The following is a 14,762-nucleotide window of genomic DNA, read 5'->3' as shown; positions in this document are numbered from 1 at the left end:
CTGGGGCTGAAGCGGCGAAGCGATCCAGAACCTGCCCAGCCCCCTGGATTGCTTCGCTGCCTCGCGACGACGGTTTGAACAGAGCGGCTGTGGTTTTTTGCAATTGGATCATCTTTGGAGAGTGCGATGAAGCGCTTCAACCTTTCGGCCTGGGCCGTCAGCCATCCGACGCTGGTCCTGTTCCTGATGATCATACTCGGCGTCGCCGGCTTCTTCTCCTATCAGAAGCTCGGGCGGGCCGAGGATCCGTTCTTTACGGTGAAGGTGGTCAACGTCTCCGTGATCTGGCCGGGCGCGACGGCGCAGGAGATGCAGACGCAGGTCGCCGATCCCATCGAGAAGAAGATCCAGGAACTGCCTTATTTCGAGAAGGTGCAGACCTATTCCAAGCCGGCCTTCACCGCGCTCCAGGTGACCTTCCGCGATTCCACGCCGCCGAAGGACGTGCCGTATCTGTTTTATCTGCTGCGCAAGAAGCTCGCCGACGTGCAGGGCCAGTTGCCTTCGGGCATTCTGGGACCCGTCGTCAACGACGAGTTCTCCGACGTCGATTCCATCCTCTACATGATGACCGGCGACGGCGCCGACTATGCCCAGCTCAAGAAGGTCTCGGAAGGCTTCCGCCAGCGCCTGTTGAAGGTGCCGGGCGTGACCAAGGTCGACGTCTACGGCAACCAGGACGAGCGCATCTTCGTCGAATTCTCGCACGCCAAGCTCGCCACTCTCGGCATCACGCCGCAGGCGCTGTTCGATTCGCTCGCCAAGCAGAACAACGTGACCCCGGCCGGCACGGTCGAGACCTCGTCGCAGCGCGTGCCGCTGCGCGTCACCGGCGCGCTCGATGGCGCCAAGGCCGTCGCCGAGACGCCGGTCGAGAGCAACGGCCGCGTGTTCCGCTTGGGCGATATCGCCACCGTCACCCACGGCTATGTCGACCCGCCGAGCTTCGTCGTGCGCCAGGAAGGCAAGGCCGCGATCGGCATCGGTGTCGTCACCGCCAAGGGCGCCAACATCCTCGATCTCGGCAAGGAGGTCGAGAAGGCCACCGCCGAGTTCATGAAGGCGGTGCCGCAGGGCATCGACGTCAAGCTCATCGCCGACCAGCCCAAGGTGGTCGAGCACGCCGTCGGCGAGTTCGTGCACTCCTTCATGGAGGCGCTCGTCATCGTGCTGTTCGTGTCGTTCCTGGCGCTCGGCTGGCGCACCGGCATCGTGGTCGCGCTGTCGGTGCCGCTGGTGCTCGGCATCGTCTTTGTCGTCATGAACACGATGTCGCTCGATCTGCACCGCATCACGCTCGGCGCGTTGATCATCGCGCTCGGCCTGCTGGTGGATGACGCCATCATCGCGGTCGAGATGATGGTGGTGAAGATGGAGCAGGGCTGGGACCGTTTCCGTGCGGCCTCCTTTGCCTGGGAATCCACTGCGTTTCCGATGCTCACGGGAACGCTGGTCACGGCCGCTGGCTTCCTCCCCATCGGCTTTGCCAATTCCGCGGTCGGCGAATATGCCGGCAGCATCTTCTGGATCGTGGCGATCGCGCTGGTCGCCTCCTGGTTCGTGGCGGTGATCTTCACGCCCTATATCGGCGTCATGTTGCTGCCCAACATCAAGGTGCACCACAATCACGATCCGCACGCGGTCTACGAGACCCGCATGTACCGCGGCCTGCGCGCCATCGTGCAATGGTGCGTCAACCACCGTATCACCGTGGTGGCCGCGACCGTCGGCGTCTTCATCGCCTCGATCGTCGGCTTCGGCCATGTCCAGCAGCAGTTCTTCCCGCTGTCGGAGCGGCCCGAGCTGTTCCTCCAGCTCCGCCTGCCCGAGGGCACCGCCTTCAACGTCACCGAGAAGGCGGTGAAGAAGGCCGAGACGCTGCTCAAGGACGACAAGGACATCGAGACCTATACGTCCTATGTCGGCCAGGGCTCGCCGCGCTTCTGGCTCGGCCTCAATCCGCAGCTTCCGAACGAGGCCTTTGCCGAGATCGTCATCGTCGCCAAGGGCGTCGAGGCGCGCGAGCGCATCAAGGCCAAGATCGAGAACGCGGCTGCGGAGGGCATGCTGACCGAGGCGCGCGTGCGCGTCGACCGCTTCAACTTCGGTCCGCCGGTCGGCTTCCCCGTCCAGTTCCGCGTGATCGGCCCCGACGCCAACAAGGTGCGCGAGATCGCCTATCAGGTCCGCGACGTCATGCGGCAGAACAAGAGCGTCAAGGACGTCCAGCTCGACTGGAACGAGCAGTCGCCCTACCTCAAGCTCGTCGTCGACCAGGATCGTGCCCGCGCCATGGGCCTGACGCCGCAGGACGTCTCGCAGGCGCTGTCGATGCTGATCTCGGGCGCACAGGTCACGACCATTCGCGACGGCATCGAGAAGGTGGCCGTGGTCGCTCGTGCGATCCCGTCCGAGCGTCTCGATCTCGGCGGCGTCGGCGATCTGACCATCACCTCGAAGAACGGCGTCGCCGTGCCGCTCCAGCAGATCGCCAAGATCGAGTATGCCCACGAGGAGCCGATCATGTGGCGGCGTAACCGCGACATGGCGATCACCGTGCGCTCCGACGTCGTCGACGGCGTGCAGGCGCCCGACGTCACCAGCCAGATCACGCCGAAGCTGAAGGCGATCAAGGACAATCTCGAGCCGGCCTACCGCATCGAGCCGGGCGGGGCGTTCGAGGAATCCGCCAAGGGCAACGCCTCGATCTTCATCCTCTTCCCGCTGATGGTCATGGTGATGCTGACGCTGCTGATGTTCCAGCTGCAGAGCTTCTCGCGCCTGATCCTGGTGTTCCTCACCGCGCCGCTCGGCATCGTCGGTGCCTCGTTCGGCCTCAACGTCGCCAATGCTCCGTTCGGCTTCGTGGCGCTGCTCGGCCTGATCGCGCTCGCCGGCATGATCATGCGCAATACCGTCATCCTGGTCGACCAGATCGAGACCGACGTCTCCCACGGCCTGACCCGCCGTGAGGCGATCGTGGAGGCAACCGTCCGCCGCGCCCGGCCGGTGGTGCTGACGGCGCTCGCCGCCATCCTGGCCATGATCCCGTTGTCGCGCTCGGCCTTCTGGGGCCCGATGGCGATCACGATCATGGGAGGCTTGTTTGTCGCGACCTTCCTGACGCTGCTGTACCTGCCGGGCCTCTACGCCCTGTGGTTCAGGAAGAGCCTGGACGAGGCGGGCACCCCCGAGCAGCCTGCCGCGCCGCAGCATGGGAGCGATGACCAGCACGCAATTCCGCTTGCCGAAGCGGCTGAATAGATGAGAAGAGTGCTGAGTGACGAGTCCTGACAGATGACACTGGTAGCGGAACATATCGAAGGCGACACCCGGGATCGTATCCTCGAGGTGGCCGAACGGCTGTTCCGCCAGATCGGGTATCAGAAGACCACGGTCGGGGACATCGCCAAGGAGCTCAGGATGAGCCCCGCCAACGTCTATCGCTTCTTCGAATCGAAGAAGGCGATCCACCAGGCGGTGGCGCGGGGCCTGATGGGCGAGGTCGAGCTGGAGGCGCAGCGGATCGTGACCCGGACCGGTCCGGTGCTCCCGCGCTTCCGTGAGCTGCTCACCACCATCCATCGCATGAACACCGAGCGCTATGTCGGCGATAACAAGCTGCACGAGATGGTCGCGATCGCGATGGAGGAGGACTGGGACGTCTGCGTCGCCCATATGGAGTGCATCGCCGGCGTCATCGGCCAGATGATCGCGCAAGGTGTCGCTTCCGGCGAGTTTGAGGCGCCGGACCTGCAACTGGCATCGCTGTGCGCCTGCACCGCGATGATCCGCTTTTTTCACCCCCAGATGATCGCCCAGTGCGCCACCAAGCCGGGCCCGACCATCGACCAGATGATCGATTTCGTCATCGCGGGTCTGTCGCCGCGCCACTGACGGGCGCTGGAATTTTCCCTATAAACTGCTTAGCGCCGCCCTTAACGGGGGGATGGCGGGCAATGACGGACCAACAAACTCCGTCATTGCGAGCGCAGCGAAGCAATCCAGACTATCTCCCCGGAGGGATTCTGGATTGCTTCGCTGCGCTCGCAATGACGAAAAGGAAGCAGCGCGTGACCGACAAAGACCTCTATTTCTACGAGCCCTCCAAGGGCCACGGCCTCAAGCACGATCCCTTCAACGCCATCATCGCGCCGCGGCCGATCGGCTGGATCTCCTCCCGCGACACCAAGGGCCACGTCAACCTCGCGCCCTATAGCTTCTTCAACGCGTTCTGCTACGTGCCGCCGATCATCGGCTTCTCCTCCACCAACTGGAAGGACACGGTCTCGAACATGGAGCAAACCGGCGAGTTCGTCTGGAATCTGACCACGATGGATCTCGCCAAGCACATGAACGCGACCGCCGCGCATGTTGGCCCCGAGGTCGACGAGTTCAAGCTCGCAGGGCTGACCGCCGCGCCGGGCAAGCTCGTCAACGTGCCGCGCGTGGCTGAGAGCCCCGTCGCCTTCGAGTGCAAGGTCTCCGACATCGTCCGCCTCAAGGGCGCCGACGGCAAGGAGGCCGACGCCTGGCTGACGCTGGGGGAGGTCGTCGCCGTCCATATCGACAAGGCCATGATCAAGGACGGCGTCTACCAGACCGCCGCCGCCCGCCCCATCGTCCGCGCCGGCCGTCGCGGCGATTATTTCGAGATCAAGCCGGAAAACATGTTCGAGATGGTGCGGCCGGACTGATCCGAGCCTCTCTCCTCACCGTCATTCCGGGGCGACGCGTAAGCGTCGAGCCCGGAATCCATACTCCCGATCGTGGTTATGGATTCCGGGCTCAGGCTTCGCGTGCCCCGGAATGACAGCGGGGCATTCGGCCCCATTCTCCCTTTCGGAACTGCCTCCACGCCCCGGCCGTTATGGCCTCCGGGGCGGCCGCCCGGCCGCGTCAATTCGCTTCTTTTTGCTCGCGAAGTGTTCACTTACCCCGGCCACTTTCCGCTAAAATGACGATAACCGCGCCGATGCATGAGGTCAGCCATGAGCTTCCGCCGCGACAAAATCACAAAGCCGATCTTCTCCTGGGCGCGCGGCGTGCTGCCGGCGATGTCCGACACCGAGCGCGAGGCACTGGAGGCCGGTGACGTCTGGTGGGATGCCGACCTCTTCACCGGCAACCCCGACTGGTCGAAATTGCTGAAGGTGCCTCCGGCGACGCTCACCCCCGAGGAGCAGGCCTTCCTCAACGGCCCCGTCGACGCGCTCTGCGCCATGCTCGACGAGTGGAAGATCTTCTGGGAATGGCGCGACCTGCCGCAGGAGGTCTGGCATTTCGTCAAGCGCGAAAAATTCTTCGGCATGATCATTCCGAAGGAGTTTGGCGGCCTCGGCTTTTCGCCGTATGCGCATTCGGAAGTGGTGCGCAAGATCTCGACCCGTTCGATCGCCGCGGCCGTCACCGTGATGGTGCCGAACTCGCTCGGGCCGGGCGAGCTGTTGATGCGCTTCGGCACGAAAGAGCAGCAGGAGCGCTGGTTGCCGCGCCTCGCCGACGGCCGCGACATTCCCTGCTTCGGCCTGACCAGTCCCGAAGCCGGCTCCGACGCCGCCTCGATGGTCGACACCGGCATCATCTGCAAGGGCGATTTCGAGGGCCGCGAGGTCATTGGCCTCAGGCTCAACTGGCACAAGCGCTACATCACGCTCGGCCCGGTCGCGACGCTGCTCGGGCTCGCCTTCAAGGCCTACGATCCCGATCATCTCGTGGGCAGCCAGGACGAGCTTGGCATCACCGTCGCGCTGATCCCGACCAATCTGCCCGGCGTCAAGATCGGCCATCGTCATCTGCCGTCGATGCAGGTGTTCCAGAATGGCCCCAACTGGGGCCGCGACGTCTTCATCCCGCTCGACTATGTCATCGGCGGCAAGGAGAGACTCGGGCAGGGCTGGAAGATGCTGATGACGGCGCTTGCCGCCGGCCGCGGCATCTCGCTGCCGTCGCTGTCGGCGGCCGGCGCTGCCTATGCCGCCCGTACCACCGGCGCCTATGCCCGCATCCGCGAGCAGTTCGGCATCTCCATCTCCAAATTCGAGGGCGTCGAGGAGCCGCTCGCGCGCATCGTCGCCACCGCCTACCAGCTCGACGCGGCGCGGCGGCTGACCTGCGCGGCGCTGAATGCCGGCGTCCATCCTGCCGTCATCTCCGGCATCATGAAGCTGCACGCGACCGAGCGGATGCGCACGGCAGTCGACGACGCCATGGACATCCATGGCGGCAAGGCCGTGATCGACGGTCCGCAAAACTATCTCGGCAATCTGCACCGCGCCGTGCCTGTCGGTATCACGGTCGAGGGCGCCAACATCCTGACCCGCAACCTCATCGTGTTCGGGCAGGGCGCAATCCGCGCGCATCCCTATCTGCTCGACGAGATGAACGCGCTTGCGGACGCGAATCGCGAACGCGGGCTCGCCGCCTTCGACAAGGCGTTCTGGAAACATGTCAGCCACAGCTTTCAGACGCTGTTGCGTGCGTTCGGCCGGAGCTGGAGCTTCGGCGCCTTCGCGCTTGCGCCGGATGCGGGCGATGCCACGCCATTCTATCGCCAGCTCGCGCGCTATTCCGCGGCCTTTGCGCTCTGCGCCGACATGGCGCTGCTCACGCTCGGCGGCGCGCTCAAGCGCAAGGAGATGCTGTCGGCGCGGTTCGGCGACATCCTCTCCGAGCTCTATCTGCTCTCGGCCGTGCTGAAGCGCTGGCAGGACGAAGGCCGGCAGAAGGAAGACTTCGCTGCGCTGGAATGGTGCATGGCGACCGGCTTCAGGACCATCGAGAATCGGCTTGCCGAGATCCTCGCCAATCTGCCCAATCGCTTTGTCGCTGTCATCCTCAAGCTCATCGTCCAACCATTCGGCGCGCGGGTGCTCGGCCCCTCCGACCGTGTCGTGCACCAATGCGCAAGTCTTGTGCTGGAGCCGTCGGCCGCGCGCGAGCGTCTCACGCCGGATCTTGCCCATGTCGACGACGACGGCGGCTTTGCCCGGCTGGAGCGCGCATTCAAGCTCGTTGCGGGCACCGATGCCATCGCCAAGCGCATGCGCGCCGCGCACATCCGCGACTGGAAGGACGCCGTCACCAAGGGCGTGATCACGCAGGCCGAGGGTGAGCAGCTTGCCGCCGCTCACGAAGCCGTCACAAAAGTGATCGAGGTCGATGATTTTGCGCCGGAAGCGCTGTCGCCGATTTACAAGAAAACCGGAGATGTGCATCAGTTCTTCCAGGAACTCGGTGAACAGAGGGCGGCGAGCTGATGGCACGACCGGTTTTCATCGTCGACGGCAGCCGGACGCCGTTTCTCAAAGCGCGTTCGGGGCCGGGGCCGTTCACGCCGGTCGATCTCGCCGTGCAATGCGGCCGGCCGCTGCTGGCGCGTCAGCCGTTTTCACCCGATGATTTCGACCAGGTCATCCTCGGCTGCGTCAACGTGATCGCGGATGAGATGAACCCGGCTCGCGTCGCCGCGCTCCGGCTCGGCATGGGCGAGGACATGGTCGCCTTCACCGTGCAGATCAATTGCGGCTCCGGCATGCAGTCGATCGACACGGCCTACCGCTACATCCGCGAGGGCCACGCCGACATGGTCCTCGCCGGCGGCACCGAGGCGCTGAGCCACGCGCCGCTGGTCTGGCCGAATTCCGGTGTGCGCTGGTTCGCCGGCCTTGCCACCGCCAAGGGCGTGGCCGCGAAGCTCGCTGCCGCCTTCAAGCTGCGGCCGCGCTATCTCAAGCCGATCATCGGCCTGGAGCGCGGCCTGACCGATCCCATCACCGACCTGAACATGGGCCAGACCGCCGAGGTCGTCGGCCATCTCTTCGGCATCACGCGGGCACAGTCCGACGCCTATGCCGCCGAGAGTCATCGCCGCCTCACGCATGCACAGGCCGAAGGCTTCCTCAAGGGCGAGGTCGAGACCGCGTTTTCCCGCGATGGAAAATTCTTCGACCACGACGACGGCGTGCGGCCGGACTCGACGGCGGAGACGCTGGCAAAGCTCCGGCCGGTGTTCGAACGCCCCTGGGGCCAGGTCACCGCCGGCAATTCGTCGCAGATCACCGACGGCGCGTCCTGGGTGATCCTCGCCTCCGACGCGGCGGTCGCAAAGCACAAATTGACGCCGAAGGCCGTCATCGTCGACAGCCACTGGGCCGCGCTCGATCCCAGCATTATGGGGCTGGGTCCCGTGATGTCGGCGACGCCGCTGCTCCAGCGCAACGACCTCACCGTCAAGGACGTCGAGACCTGGGAGCTGAACGAGGCCTTCGCGACCCAGGTGCTCGGCTGCCTCGCCGCCTGGAACGACGACAAGTTCTGCCGAGATATCCTCGGCCTCGACGGCGCGGCCGGAGAGATCGACCGTGACAAGCTCAACGTCGATGGCGGCGCCATCTCGCTCGGCCATCCCGTCGGCACCTCGGGCAACCGCATCGTGCTGCATCTCGTCAACGCGATGAAGCGGCTCGGCACGCGCCGCGGCGTCGCGACCGAATGCATCGGCGGCGGGCTCGGCGGCGCCATGCTGATCGAGGTGGTGTGACCATGGATTCCAGGATCATGACCGCACTCGGCGATCGCGTGCTGGAGCTTGGGCCCGGGCTCGCGACCGACAGCCCCTACAGGCACTTCAAGCTGACGCGCGATGCCGACGGCGTCGCCTGGCTGCTGTTCGACCGCGCAGATGCCAGCGCCAACACGCTGTCCGCGGACGTTATGGAGGAGTTCGATGCCGTGCTCGCGGCGATCGAGACCGAACGTCCCGCAGGCCTCGTGATCCGCTCGGCAAAGCCGTCCGGCTTCATTGCCGGCGCCGACGTCAACGAATTCCGCGGTGCCAGCGATCCCGAGATGGTCGAGACACGCATCCGCGCGGCGCATGCGGTGGTTGATCATCTGGAGGCGCTGAAGCTGCCGACGGTCGCGGTCATCCACGGCTTCTGTCTCGGCGGCGGGCTGGAGGTCGCGCTGGCCTGCCAGTCGCGCATTGCGATCGACGGCGCGCGCTTCGGCTTCCCGGAGGTGATGCTCGGCCTGCATCCCGGCCTCGGCGGCACCGCGCGCTTCACCGCGCTGGTGAACCCGACCCAGTCGATGGCGCTGATGCTGACCGGCCGCACCATCGATGCGCGCCGTGCCAGATCGCTCGGCCTCGTCGATACCGTGACGCAGGAGCGGCACGTCCGTAACGCGGTGAAGGATGCACTGTTCGGCCGCTTGAAGCGGGCGCGTCCGGGCCTTCTGACTCACGCGGCGAATTTCGGTCCCGTGCGCGGGCTGCTGGCCAGGCGCATGCGCTCGGAGGCGGCGAAGGCCGCGTCCCGCGAGCACTATCCGGCGCCTTACGCGCTGATCGATCTCTGGGAGACCCATGGCGGCAACAAGGCCGCGATGCTGAAGGCCGAGCAGGCCTCGTTCGCCAGGCTGATGGTGACGCCGACCGCGCAGAATTTGATCCGCGTGTTCTTCCTGCGCGAGCAGATGAAGAGGACGGCGGGCAGTGGCAATGCGGTCAAACATGTTCACGTCATCGGCGCCGGCGCCATGGGCGGGGATATCGCGGCCTGGTGTGCGGGACAGGGGCTGCGCGTCTCGCTCGCGGACATGAAGGCGGAGCCGGTCGCCGGCGCGGTGAAGCGCGCCGCCGATCTCTACGGCAAGATCATCCGCAAGCCGACCGAGGTGCGCGATGCGCTGGATCGTCTGATCCCCGACATGGACGGCGAGGGCGTTCGCAACGCCGATCTCATCATCGAGGCGGTGCCAGAAAAGCTCGAGCTGAAGCAGAAGGTCTATGCGGGCCTCGAGCCGAAGATGAAGCCGGGCGCGATCCTCGCGACCAACACGTCGAGCATTCCGCTCCAGGATCTGCGCACCACGCTGGCGCGGCCCGAGCGCCTCGTCGGCCTGCACTTCTTCAACCCGGTGTCGCGGCTACAACTGGTCGAGGTCGTCAGCCATGACGGCAACGACGCGCAGGTGCTGAAGGAGGCGCTCGCCTTCGTCGGCGCGATCGACCGTCTGCCGCTTGCCGTGAAGAGCTCGCCCGGCTTCCTCGTCAACCGTGCGCTGACGCCCTACATGCTGGAGGCGATGGTGATGTTGGACGAGAAGATCGACCAACGCCTGATCGACGCGGCGGCCGAGCAGTTCGGCATGCCGATGGGGCCGATCGAGCTCGCCGACCAGGTCGGACTCGACATCTGCCTCGACGTCGGCGACATGCTGCGTACCAAGTTCGGCGATCTGCTCCCGCCGACGCCGGCCTGGTTGCGCGAGAAGGTCGCCAAGGGCGAGCTTGGCCGCAAGACCGGCAAGGGATTCTACACCTGGAAGGATGGCAAGGCCGAGAAGGCGCCGTTGCCCGAGACCGGTCCGCGCGTCACCGACCAGATGATCGACCGCCTGGTGCTGCCGATGTCCAATGTCTGCGTCGCGGCACTCCGCGAAGGTATCGTCGACGATGCCGATGGGGTCGACGGCGCCATGATCTTCGGCACCGGATATGCGCCGTTCCGCGGCGGCCCGCTGAACTACGCGCGCACGCGCGGCGTGGAAAATGTCGTATCCACCCTGCGCGCGCTGGCTGACCGATTCGGCGGGCGCTTTGCGCCCGATCCGGGCTGGGACAATTTCAAGTGAGACCGACATGACTGAAACGTCCGACACCGAGCCGAGCGGTGATCTCTGCATTCGCACGCTGGCAATGCCCGCCGACACCAACGCCAACGGCGACATCTTCGGCGGCTGGCTGCTCAGCCAGATGGATGTCGGCGGCGGCGTGTTCGCATCGAAGCTCGCGAGGTCGCGCACGGTCACCGTGGCGATTGAGGCGATGAATGTTCGCAAAGCGGTCTATGTCGGCGATCTCGTTTCGGTCTATGCCAATCTCGTCCGCGTGGGCCGCACCTCGATGACCGTGCATCTCGAAGCCTGGGCGCTGCGGCGCAGGGAGCTCAAGCCGATCCTCGTCACCGACGGTCATTTCACCTACGTCTCGATCGATGATGACGGCCGTCCGCAAGCGATCCAGCGCAACGATCCGCCGATCGCGACGTAATCGCGCGCGACGCTCTGCCCCATCTCACGAAAACTTGCGGCGCGCCAAACGCGGCGCGACTGAGCCATCGCGTCGCGGCTTCGCCAAGAACAAGTCATAAAACGGATGAGGTCCCGGCGTACTCAATTGCGTGTCGATTCGGGGTGGAAACGGCCTCAAATGCTCAGGAACCTTTGGGCAGGATTGCCGTTATTTGCCCGCACTGAGGAATCTACGGACCATGCCGGACAGCTACATTATCGAAGTCGACTCGCAAACCGCAGGTATCGTCGTTCGTTCTCAGGGAGGCTATTGTTTCTTCGCCTCGTCCGACCGCTTCAATCGCCTTGAAGGCCAGCTTTTCCGCAACGCGCGTGAAGCTGAGCGTGCCGCGCGCAAGCTGGTTAACGGCGATGTGAAGGAAGCGGCGTAGGCGCCTTCCGCTCGTGATTTCTGACGCGCAAAGCGTGGTCGGAATTTTTTGCAGCCCCCTATGCGGCTTTCTTCCTTCTTCCCTTGTGGGAGAAGGTGGCGCGAAGCGCCGGATGAGGGGTTTCTATCCGGGAATTCGATCGTGAGAGGTCTGCTCGTGGAAGCATACCCCTCACTCGTCTCGCCGCTGCGCGGCGAGCCACCCTCTCCCGCAAGGGGAGAGGGTGAAAACGCGGTTACAACTTCGTCGCGGAGCGTGACAACAGCTTCCAATCGTCGCCCTGCTTCAGCCAGTTCATCAGGATATGAAGGCTGTTTGCCACTTTCTGTCCGCCGGTCATCATCTCGGCCAGCCAATGGAAGCGCACGATCGCGACGGGGCCGACGATCTTGATCGTCGGGTCCTTGTACGTAATCGACAGGAACTCCGTCTTGCCGTCGGTGGCGTTGGCGACGAAGGCCGCCCTGTCCTCGAGGAAGCCGTTGGAGTGGCTGTAGCTCAGATCATCCGCGCATAGCGCGCTGAGCGCTTTCGGGTCGGCCGCGATCTGGGCGAGACGAAATGCCTCGACGTTTCTTGCCACCGCCTCGTGGTCCGTTATGGCGGCATGATCGCGATTCAGTGTCATCGTGTCCTCCGTTCTTGATCTTGCGCCCACTGTTGCAGCCGCACTTGATTTTGTCGAGCGTCAGGTCGCAATACGCTGCATTGCGAGAGGTGGCGCGATCTCTGACGCGCAAAGCGTGGTCGGAATTTTTGCAGCCCCTGATGCTGCGGCCTTCTTTCTTCTCCCTCATGTCCGCCGAAGCCTTGGCGAAGGCGGATGTGGGAGAAAGTGCATAGGCCGCCTTCGGCGGCCGTTGCTAAGAGAACGCCGAAGCAAAGCTTCGGCTATAGCGTCGGATGAGGGGAGCCTGAATCTGCGAATTCAATCGTGAGAGGTCTGCTCGCGGAGGGAAACCCCTCACCCGTCTCGCCGCTGCGCGGCGAGCCACCCTCTCCCGCAGGCAGGGGGAGAGGGTAAGAGCGCCAATCACAACTTCGTCGCAGCCCGCGACAGCAGCTTCCAATCGTCGCCCTGCTTCTGCCAGTTCATCAGGATGTGAAGATTGGTCGACACTTTTTTCCCATCGGCCGCCATTTCCTGTTCGCCCATCCAGTGGAAGCGCACGATCGCGGCGGGACCGACGACCTTGATGGTCGGGTCCTTGTACTCGATCGACAGGAATTTTGATTTGCCGTCGGTGGCGTTGGTAATGAAGGTCGCCTTGTCCTCGACCTTGCCGTTGGAATGGCTGTAGCTCACCTCGTCGGCGCAGAGCGCGCCGAGCGCCTTGGGATCGGCCGCGATCTGGGCAAGGCGGAATGCCTCGACCTTCTTCGCCACGGCTTCCTCGTCCGCCGAAGCGGCCAGCGCCGGTGTGAGAGCGAGCGCAGAGACCGCAAGGCTTGAGACAGCAAGAGTCGAGAGAGCCAGATCGCGTCGGTTGATCGTCATCGTTTCCTCCTTTTTGATCTTGCGCCGAGTGTTGCAGCCGCGCGCGACTTTGTCGAGTGTCGCGTGGTGGTCATGTCGATGCGTCATTGCGCGATCGGGGCTGCATTGATACGTGTTTCGCATAGATGCATCGTGCATTCGGGAAAGTACGGAAATGATCGAGGCCAATGGGCAGGCGCAGGGGCAAGTGACGGGCAGGGCGCTGCTGTTCGACATCGACGGCACGCTGGCCAACACCGACCCGCTGCACCTCAAGGCGTTCAACCAGGTGCTTGGGCCGCGCGGCCATGTGTTCGATCACGCGCGCTTCTCCAGGGAGCTGCAAGGCTTCGCCAATGCGTCGATCGGCGAGCGCTTTCTGCCCGACGAAACCGTGGAACGGCGCGCCGTGATCCTCGGAGAGAAGGAGGTCGTCTTCCGCACACTCGTCGCCGGACAGATCGAGCCGCTTCCGGGTCTGATGGCGCTGCTCGACCGCGCGGATGCCGCCGGCATTCCCATGGTCGCCGTGACCAACGCGCCGCGTCTGAATGCCGAGCTGCTGCTCTCCGGTCTCGGCATCACGCACCGCTTCAGGGCACTTGTGATCGGCGACGAGCTGCCGCACGGCAAGCCGCACCCGCTGCCCTATCAGGAGGGGCTGCGTTTCGCCGGCGGCAGCGCGACGGCTTCGATAGCGTTCGAGGATTCCCGCTCCGGCGTGCAGTCGGCGACGGCCGCCGGCATTCCGACCATCGGCATCCGGACGAGCCTCAGCCATGCCGACCTTGTTGGCGCCGGCGCGGTCGCCTCCGCCAGCGCGTTCGACGATCCGGAACTGCTCGCGCGTCTCGCCGCCGCGATGGCGTGGTGAGGGGCTTTGTCCGTTAACCGTGATCGCCGAGCGCATTGACCGAACGTGCGAACCGCCGCACCATGCGCCTTCCTGATTTGAGGCCATCGCCGTGACCGGATTGACCCATCGCCAAGCCGAAATCCTCAACATCGCGCGCGCCTCGGGGCGCGTCATGGTCGAGGAGCTCGCGCGCCGGTTCGAGGTCTCGGCGCAGACGATCCGCAAGGATCTCAACGATCTTTGCGAGCGCCGCTCGCTGACCCGTATCCACGGCGGCGCCATCATCGCCTCCGGCGTCGAAAACCTCGCCTACGAGGCGAGGCGGTTCGTCGCCGCCGACGAAAAGAAGGCGATCGGGGCTGCGGCCGCCTCGCTGATCCCGAACGGCTGCTCGCTCTTCATCAATATCGGCACCACGACCGAGGAGGTGGCGAGCGCGCTGACCTCGCACGAGGACCTCCTCGTCATCACCAACAATCTCAACGTCGCGATGCTGCTCTACCGCCATCCCCGCATCGAGGTGGTGGTCGCCGGCGGCACGGTGCGGCGGGCCGACGGCGCCGTGGTCGGCTCGACCGCGACGCAGCTCATCGGCCAGTTCAAGGTCGACTATGCCATCATCGGGGCGTCCGCGATCGACGAGGAGGGCGCGCTGCTCGACTTCGACTATCGCGAGGTGCAGGTGGCGCAAGCCATCATCGCCAATGCCCGCAGCGTCATGCTGGTTGCGGACTCCACAAAGCTGCGCCGCAGCGCGCCGGTGCGCATCGCCCATATCACCCAGATCCAGACCTTCGTGACCGACCAGGAGCTGCCCGAGCGCCTCGCCACCATCTGCCACAGCAAGGGCATCGAGGTGATGGCGGCGATGCCGAAGGGGGCGGATATCGATGATGCGACGGCCGATGCTCAGGATGCGGCACCGGAAGCCGCGCCGGTGGTGCGACTGAGATAGCGG

The 14,762-nt window shown here is 64.9% G+C and carries 12 protein-coding genes; 10 read left to right on the top strand and 2 right to left on the bottom strand.

The genetic code is table 11. The features are described from left to right. The first annotated feature begins 126 nt into the window (after positions 1-126). The 8 genes from BJ6T_RS35710 (at position 127) to BJ6T_RS35675 (ending at position 11,471) form a co-directional block, all read left to right on the top strand. Complete coding sequence (locus BJ6T_RS35710; protein ID WP_014497458.1) at positions 127-3,264, top strand: efflux RND transporter permease subunit; 3,138 nt, start codon at positions 127-129, stop codon at positions 3,262-3,264. A gap of 33 nt (positions 3,265-3,297) precedes the next feature. Beyond that, on the top strand, positions 3,298-3,897 hold the full coding sequence (locus BJ6T_RS35705) for a TetR/AcrR family transcriptional regulator (protein ID WP_014497457.1): 600 nt from the start codon (positions 3,298-3,300) through the stop codon (positions 3,895-3,897). Between the two features lie 176 nt (positions 3,898-4,073). Then, positions 4,074-4,697, top strand: coding sequence for a flavin reductase family protein (locus BJ6T_RS35700; RefSeq protein ID WP_014497456.1), 624 nt, complete (start codon positions 4,074-4,076; stop codon positions 4,695-4,697). Positions 4,698-4,991: 294 nt separating this feature from the next. Next, complete coding sequence (locus BJ6T_RS35695; protein WP_014497455.1) at positions 4,992-7,259, top strand: acyl-CoA dehydrogenase; 2,268 nt, start codon at positions 4,992-4,994, stop codon at positions 7,257-7,259. Further along, entirely contained in the window at positions 7,259-8,542 is a 1,284-nt protein-coding gene (locus BJ6T_RS35690) for an acetyl-CoA C-acetyltransferase (protein WP_014497454.1), read from the top strand. Before BJ6T_RS35695 ends, BJ6T_RS35690 begins: the two co-directional genes overlap by 1 nt. Before the next feature lie 2 nt (positions 8,543-8,544). Then, positions 8,545-10,641, top strand: a complete 2,097-nt coding sequence (locus tag BJ6T_RS35685; RefSeq protein ID WP_014497453.1) for a 3-hydroxyacyl-CoA dehydrogenase NAD-binding domain-containing protein — start codon at positions 8,545-8,547, stop codon at positions 10,639-10,641. A 7-nt stretch (positions 10,642-10,648) separates the two neighbouring features. Continuing rightward, positions 10,649-11,059, top strand: coding sequence for an acyl-CoA thioesterase (locus BJ6T_RS35680; protein ID WP_014497452.1), 411 nt, complete (start codon positions 10,649-10,651; stop codon positions 11,057-11,059). 220 nt (positions 11,060-11,279) lie between these two features. Then, positions 11,280-11,471 (top strand): hypothetical protein, encoded by a 192-nt coding sequence (locus BJ6T_RS35675; protein ID WP_014497451.1) that lies wholly within the window; start codon positions 11,280-11,282, stop codon positions 11,469-11,471. 235 nt (positions 11,472-11,706) lie between these two features. Here BJ6T_RS35675 and BJ6T_RS35670 read toward each other — a convergent pair whose 3' ends face one another. After that, entirely contained in the window at positions 11,707-12,099 is a 393-nt protein-coding gene (locus BJ6T_RS35670) for a nuclear transport factor 2 family protein (protein ID WP_014497450.1), read from the bottom strand. Between the two features lie 405 nt (positions 12,100-12,504). After that, entirely contained in the window at positions 12,505-12,969 is a 465-nt protein-coding gene (locus BJ6T_RS35660) for a nuclear transport factor 2 family protein (RefSeq protein ID WP_014497449.1), read from the bottom strand. A gap of 154 nt (positions 12,970-13,123) precedes the next feature. Here BJ6T_RS35660 and BJ6T_RS35655 point away from each other — a divergent pair, with 154 nt between their 5' ends. After that, the gene (locus tag BJ6T_RS35655; protein ID WP_014497448.1) at positions 13,124-13,822 is read left to right on the top strand and encodes an HAD family hydrolase; all 699 of its coding nucleotides are present in this window, start codon (positions 13,124-13,126) and stop codon (positions 13,820-13,822) included. Positions 13,823-13,913: 91 nt separating this feature from the next. Continuing rightward, positions 13,914-14,759 (top strand): DeoR/GlpR family DNA-binding transcription regulator, encoded by an 846-nt coding sequence (locus BJ6T_RS35650; protein ID WP_014497447.1) that lies wholly within the window; start codon positions 13,914-13,916, stop codon positions 14,757-14,759. Positions 14,760-14,762 lie beyond the last annotated feature (3 nt).

This window comes from Bradyrhizobium japonicum USDA 6, assembly GCF_000284375.1.
GTDB lineage: Bacteria > Pseudomonadota > Alphaproteobacteria > Rhizobiales > Xanthobacteraceae > Bradyrhizobium > Bradyrhizobium japonicum.
The sequence above is the reverse complement of the archived record's forward strand: the minus strand, read 5'-3'. Positions and strand labels throughout refer to the sequence as shown.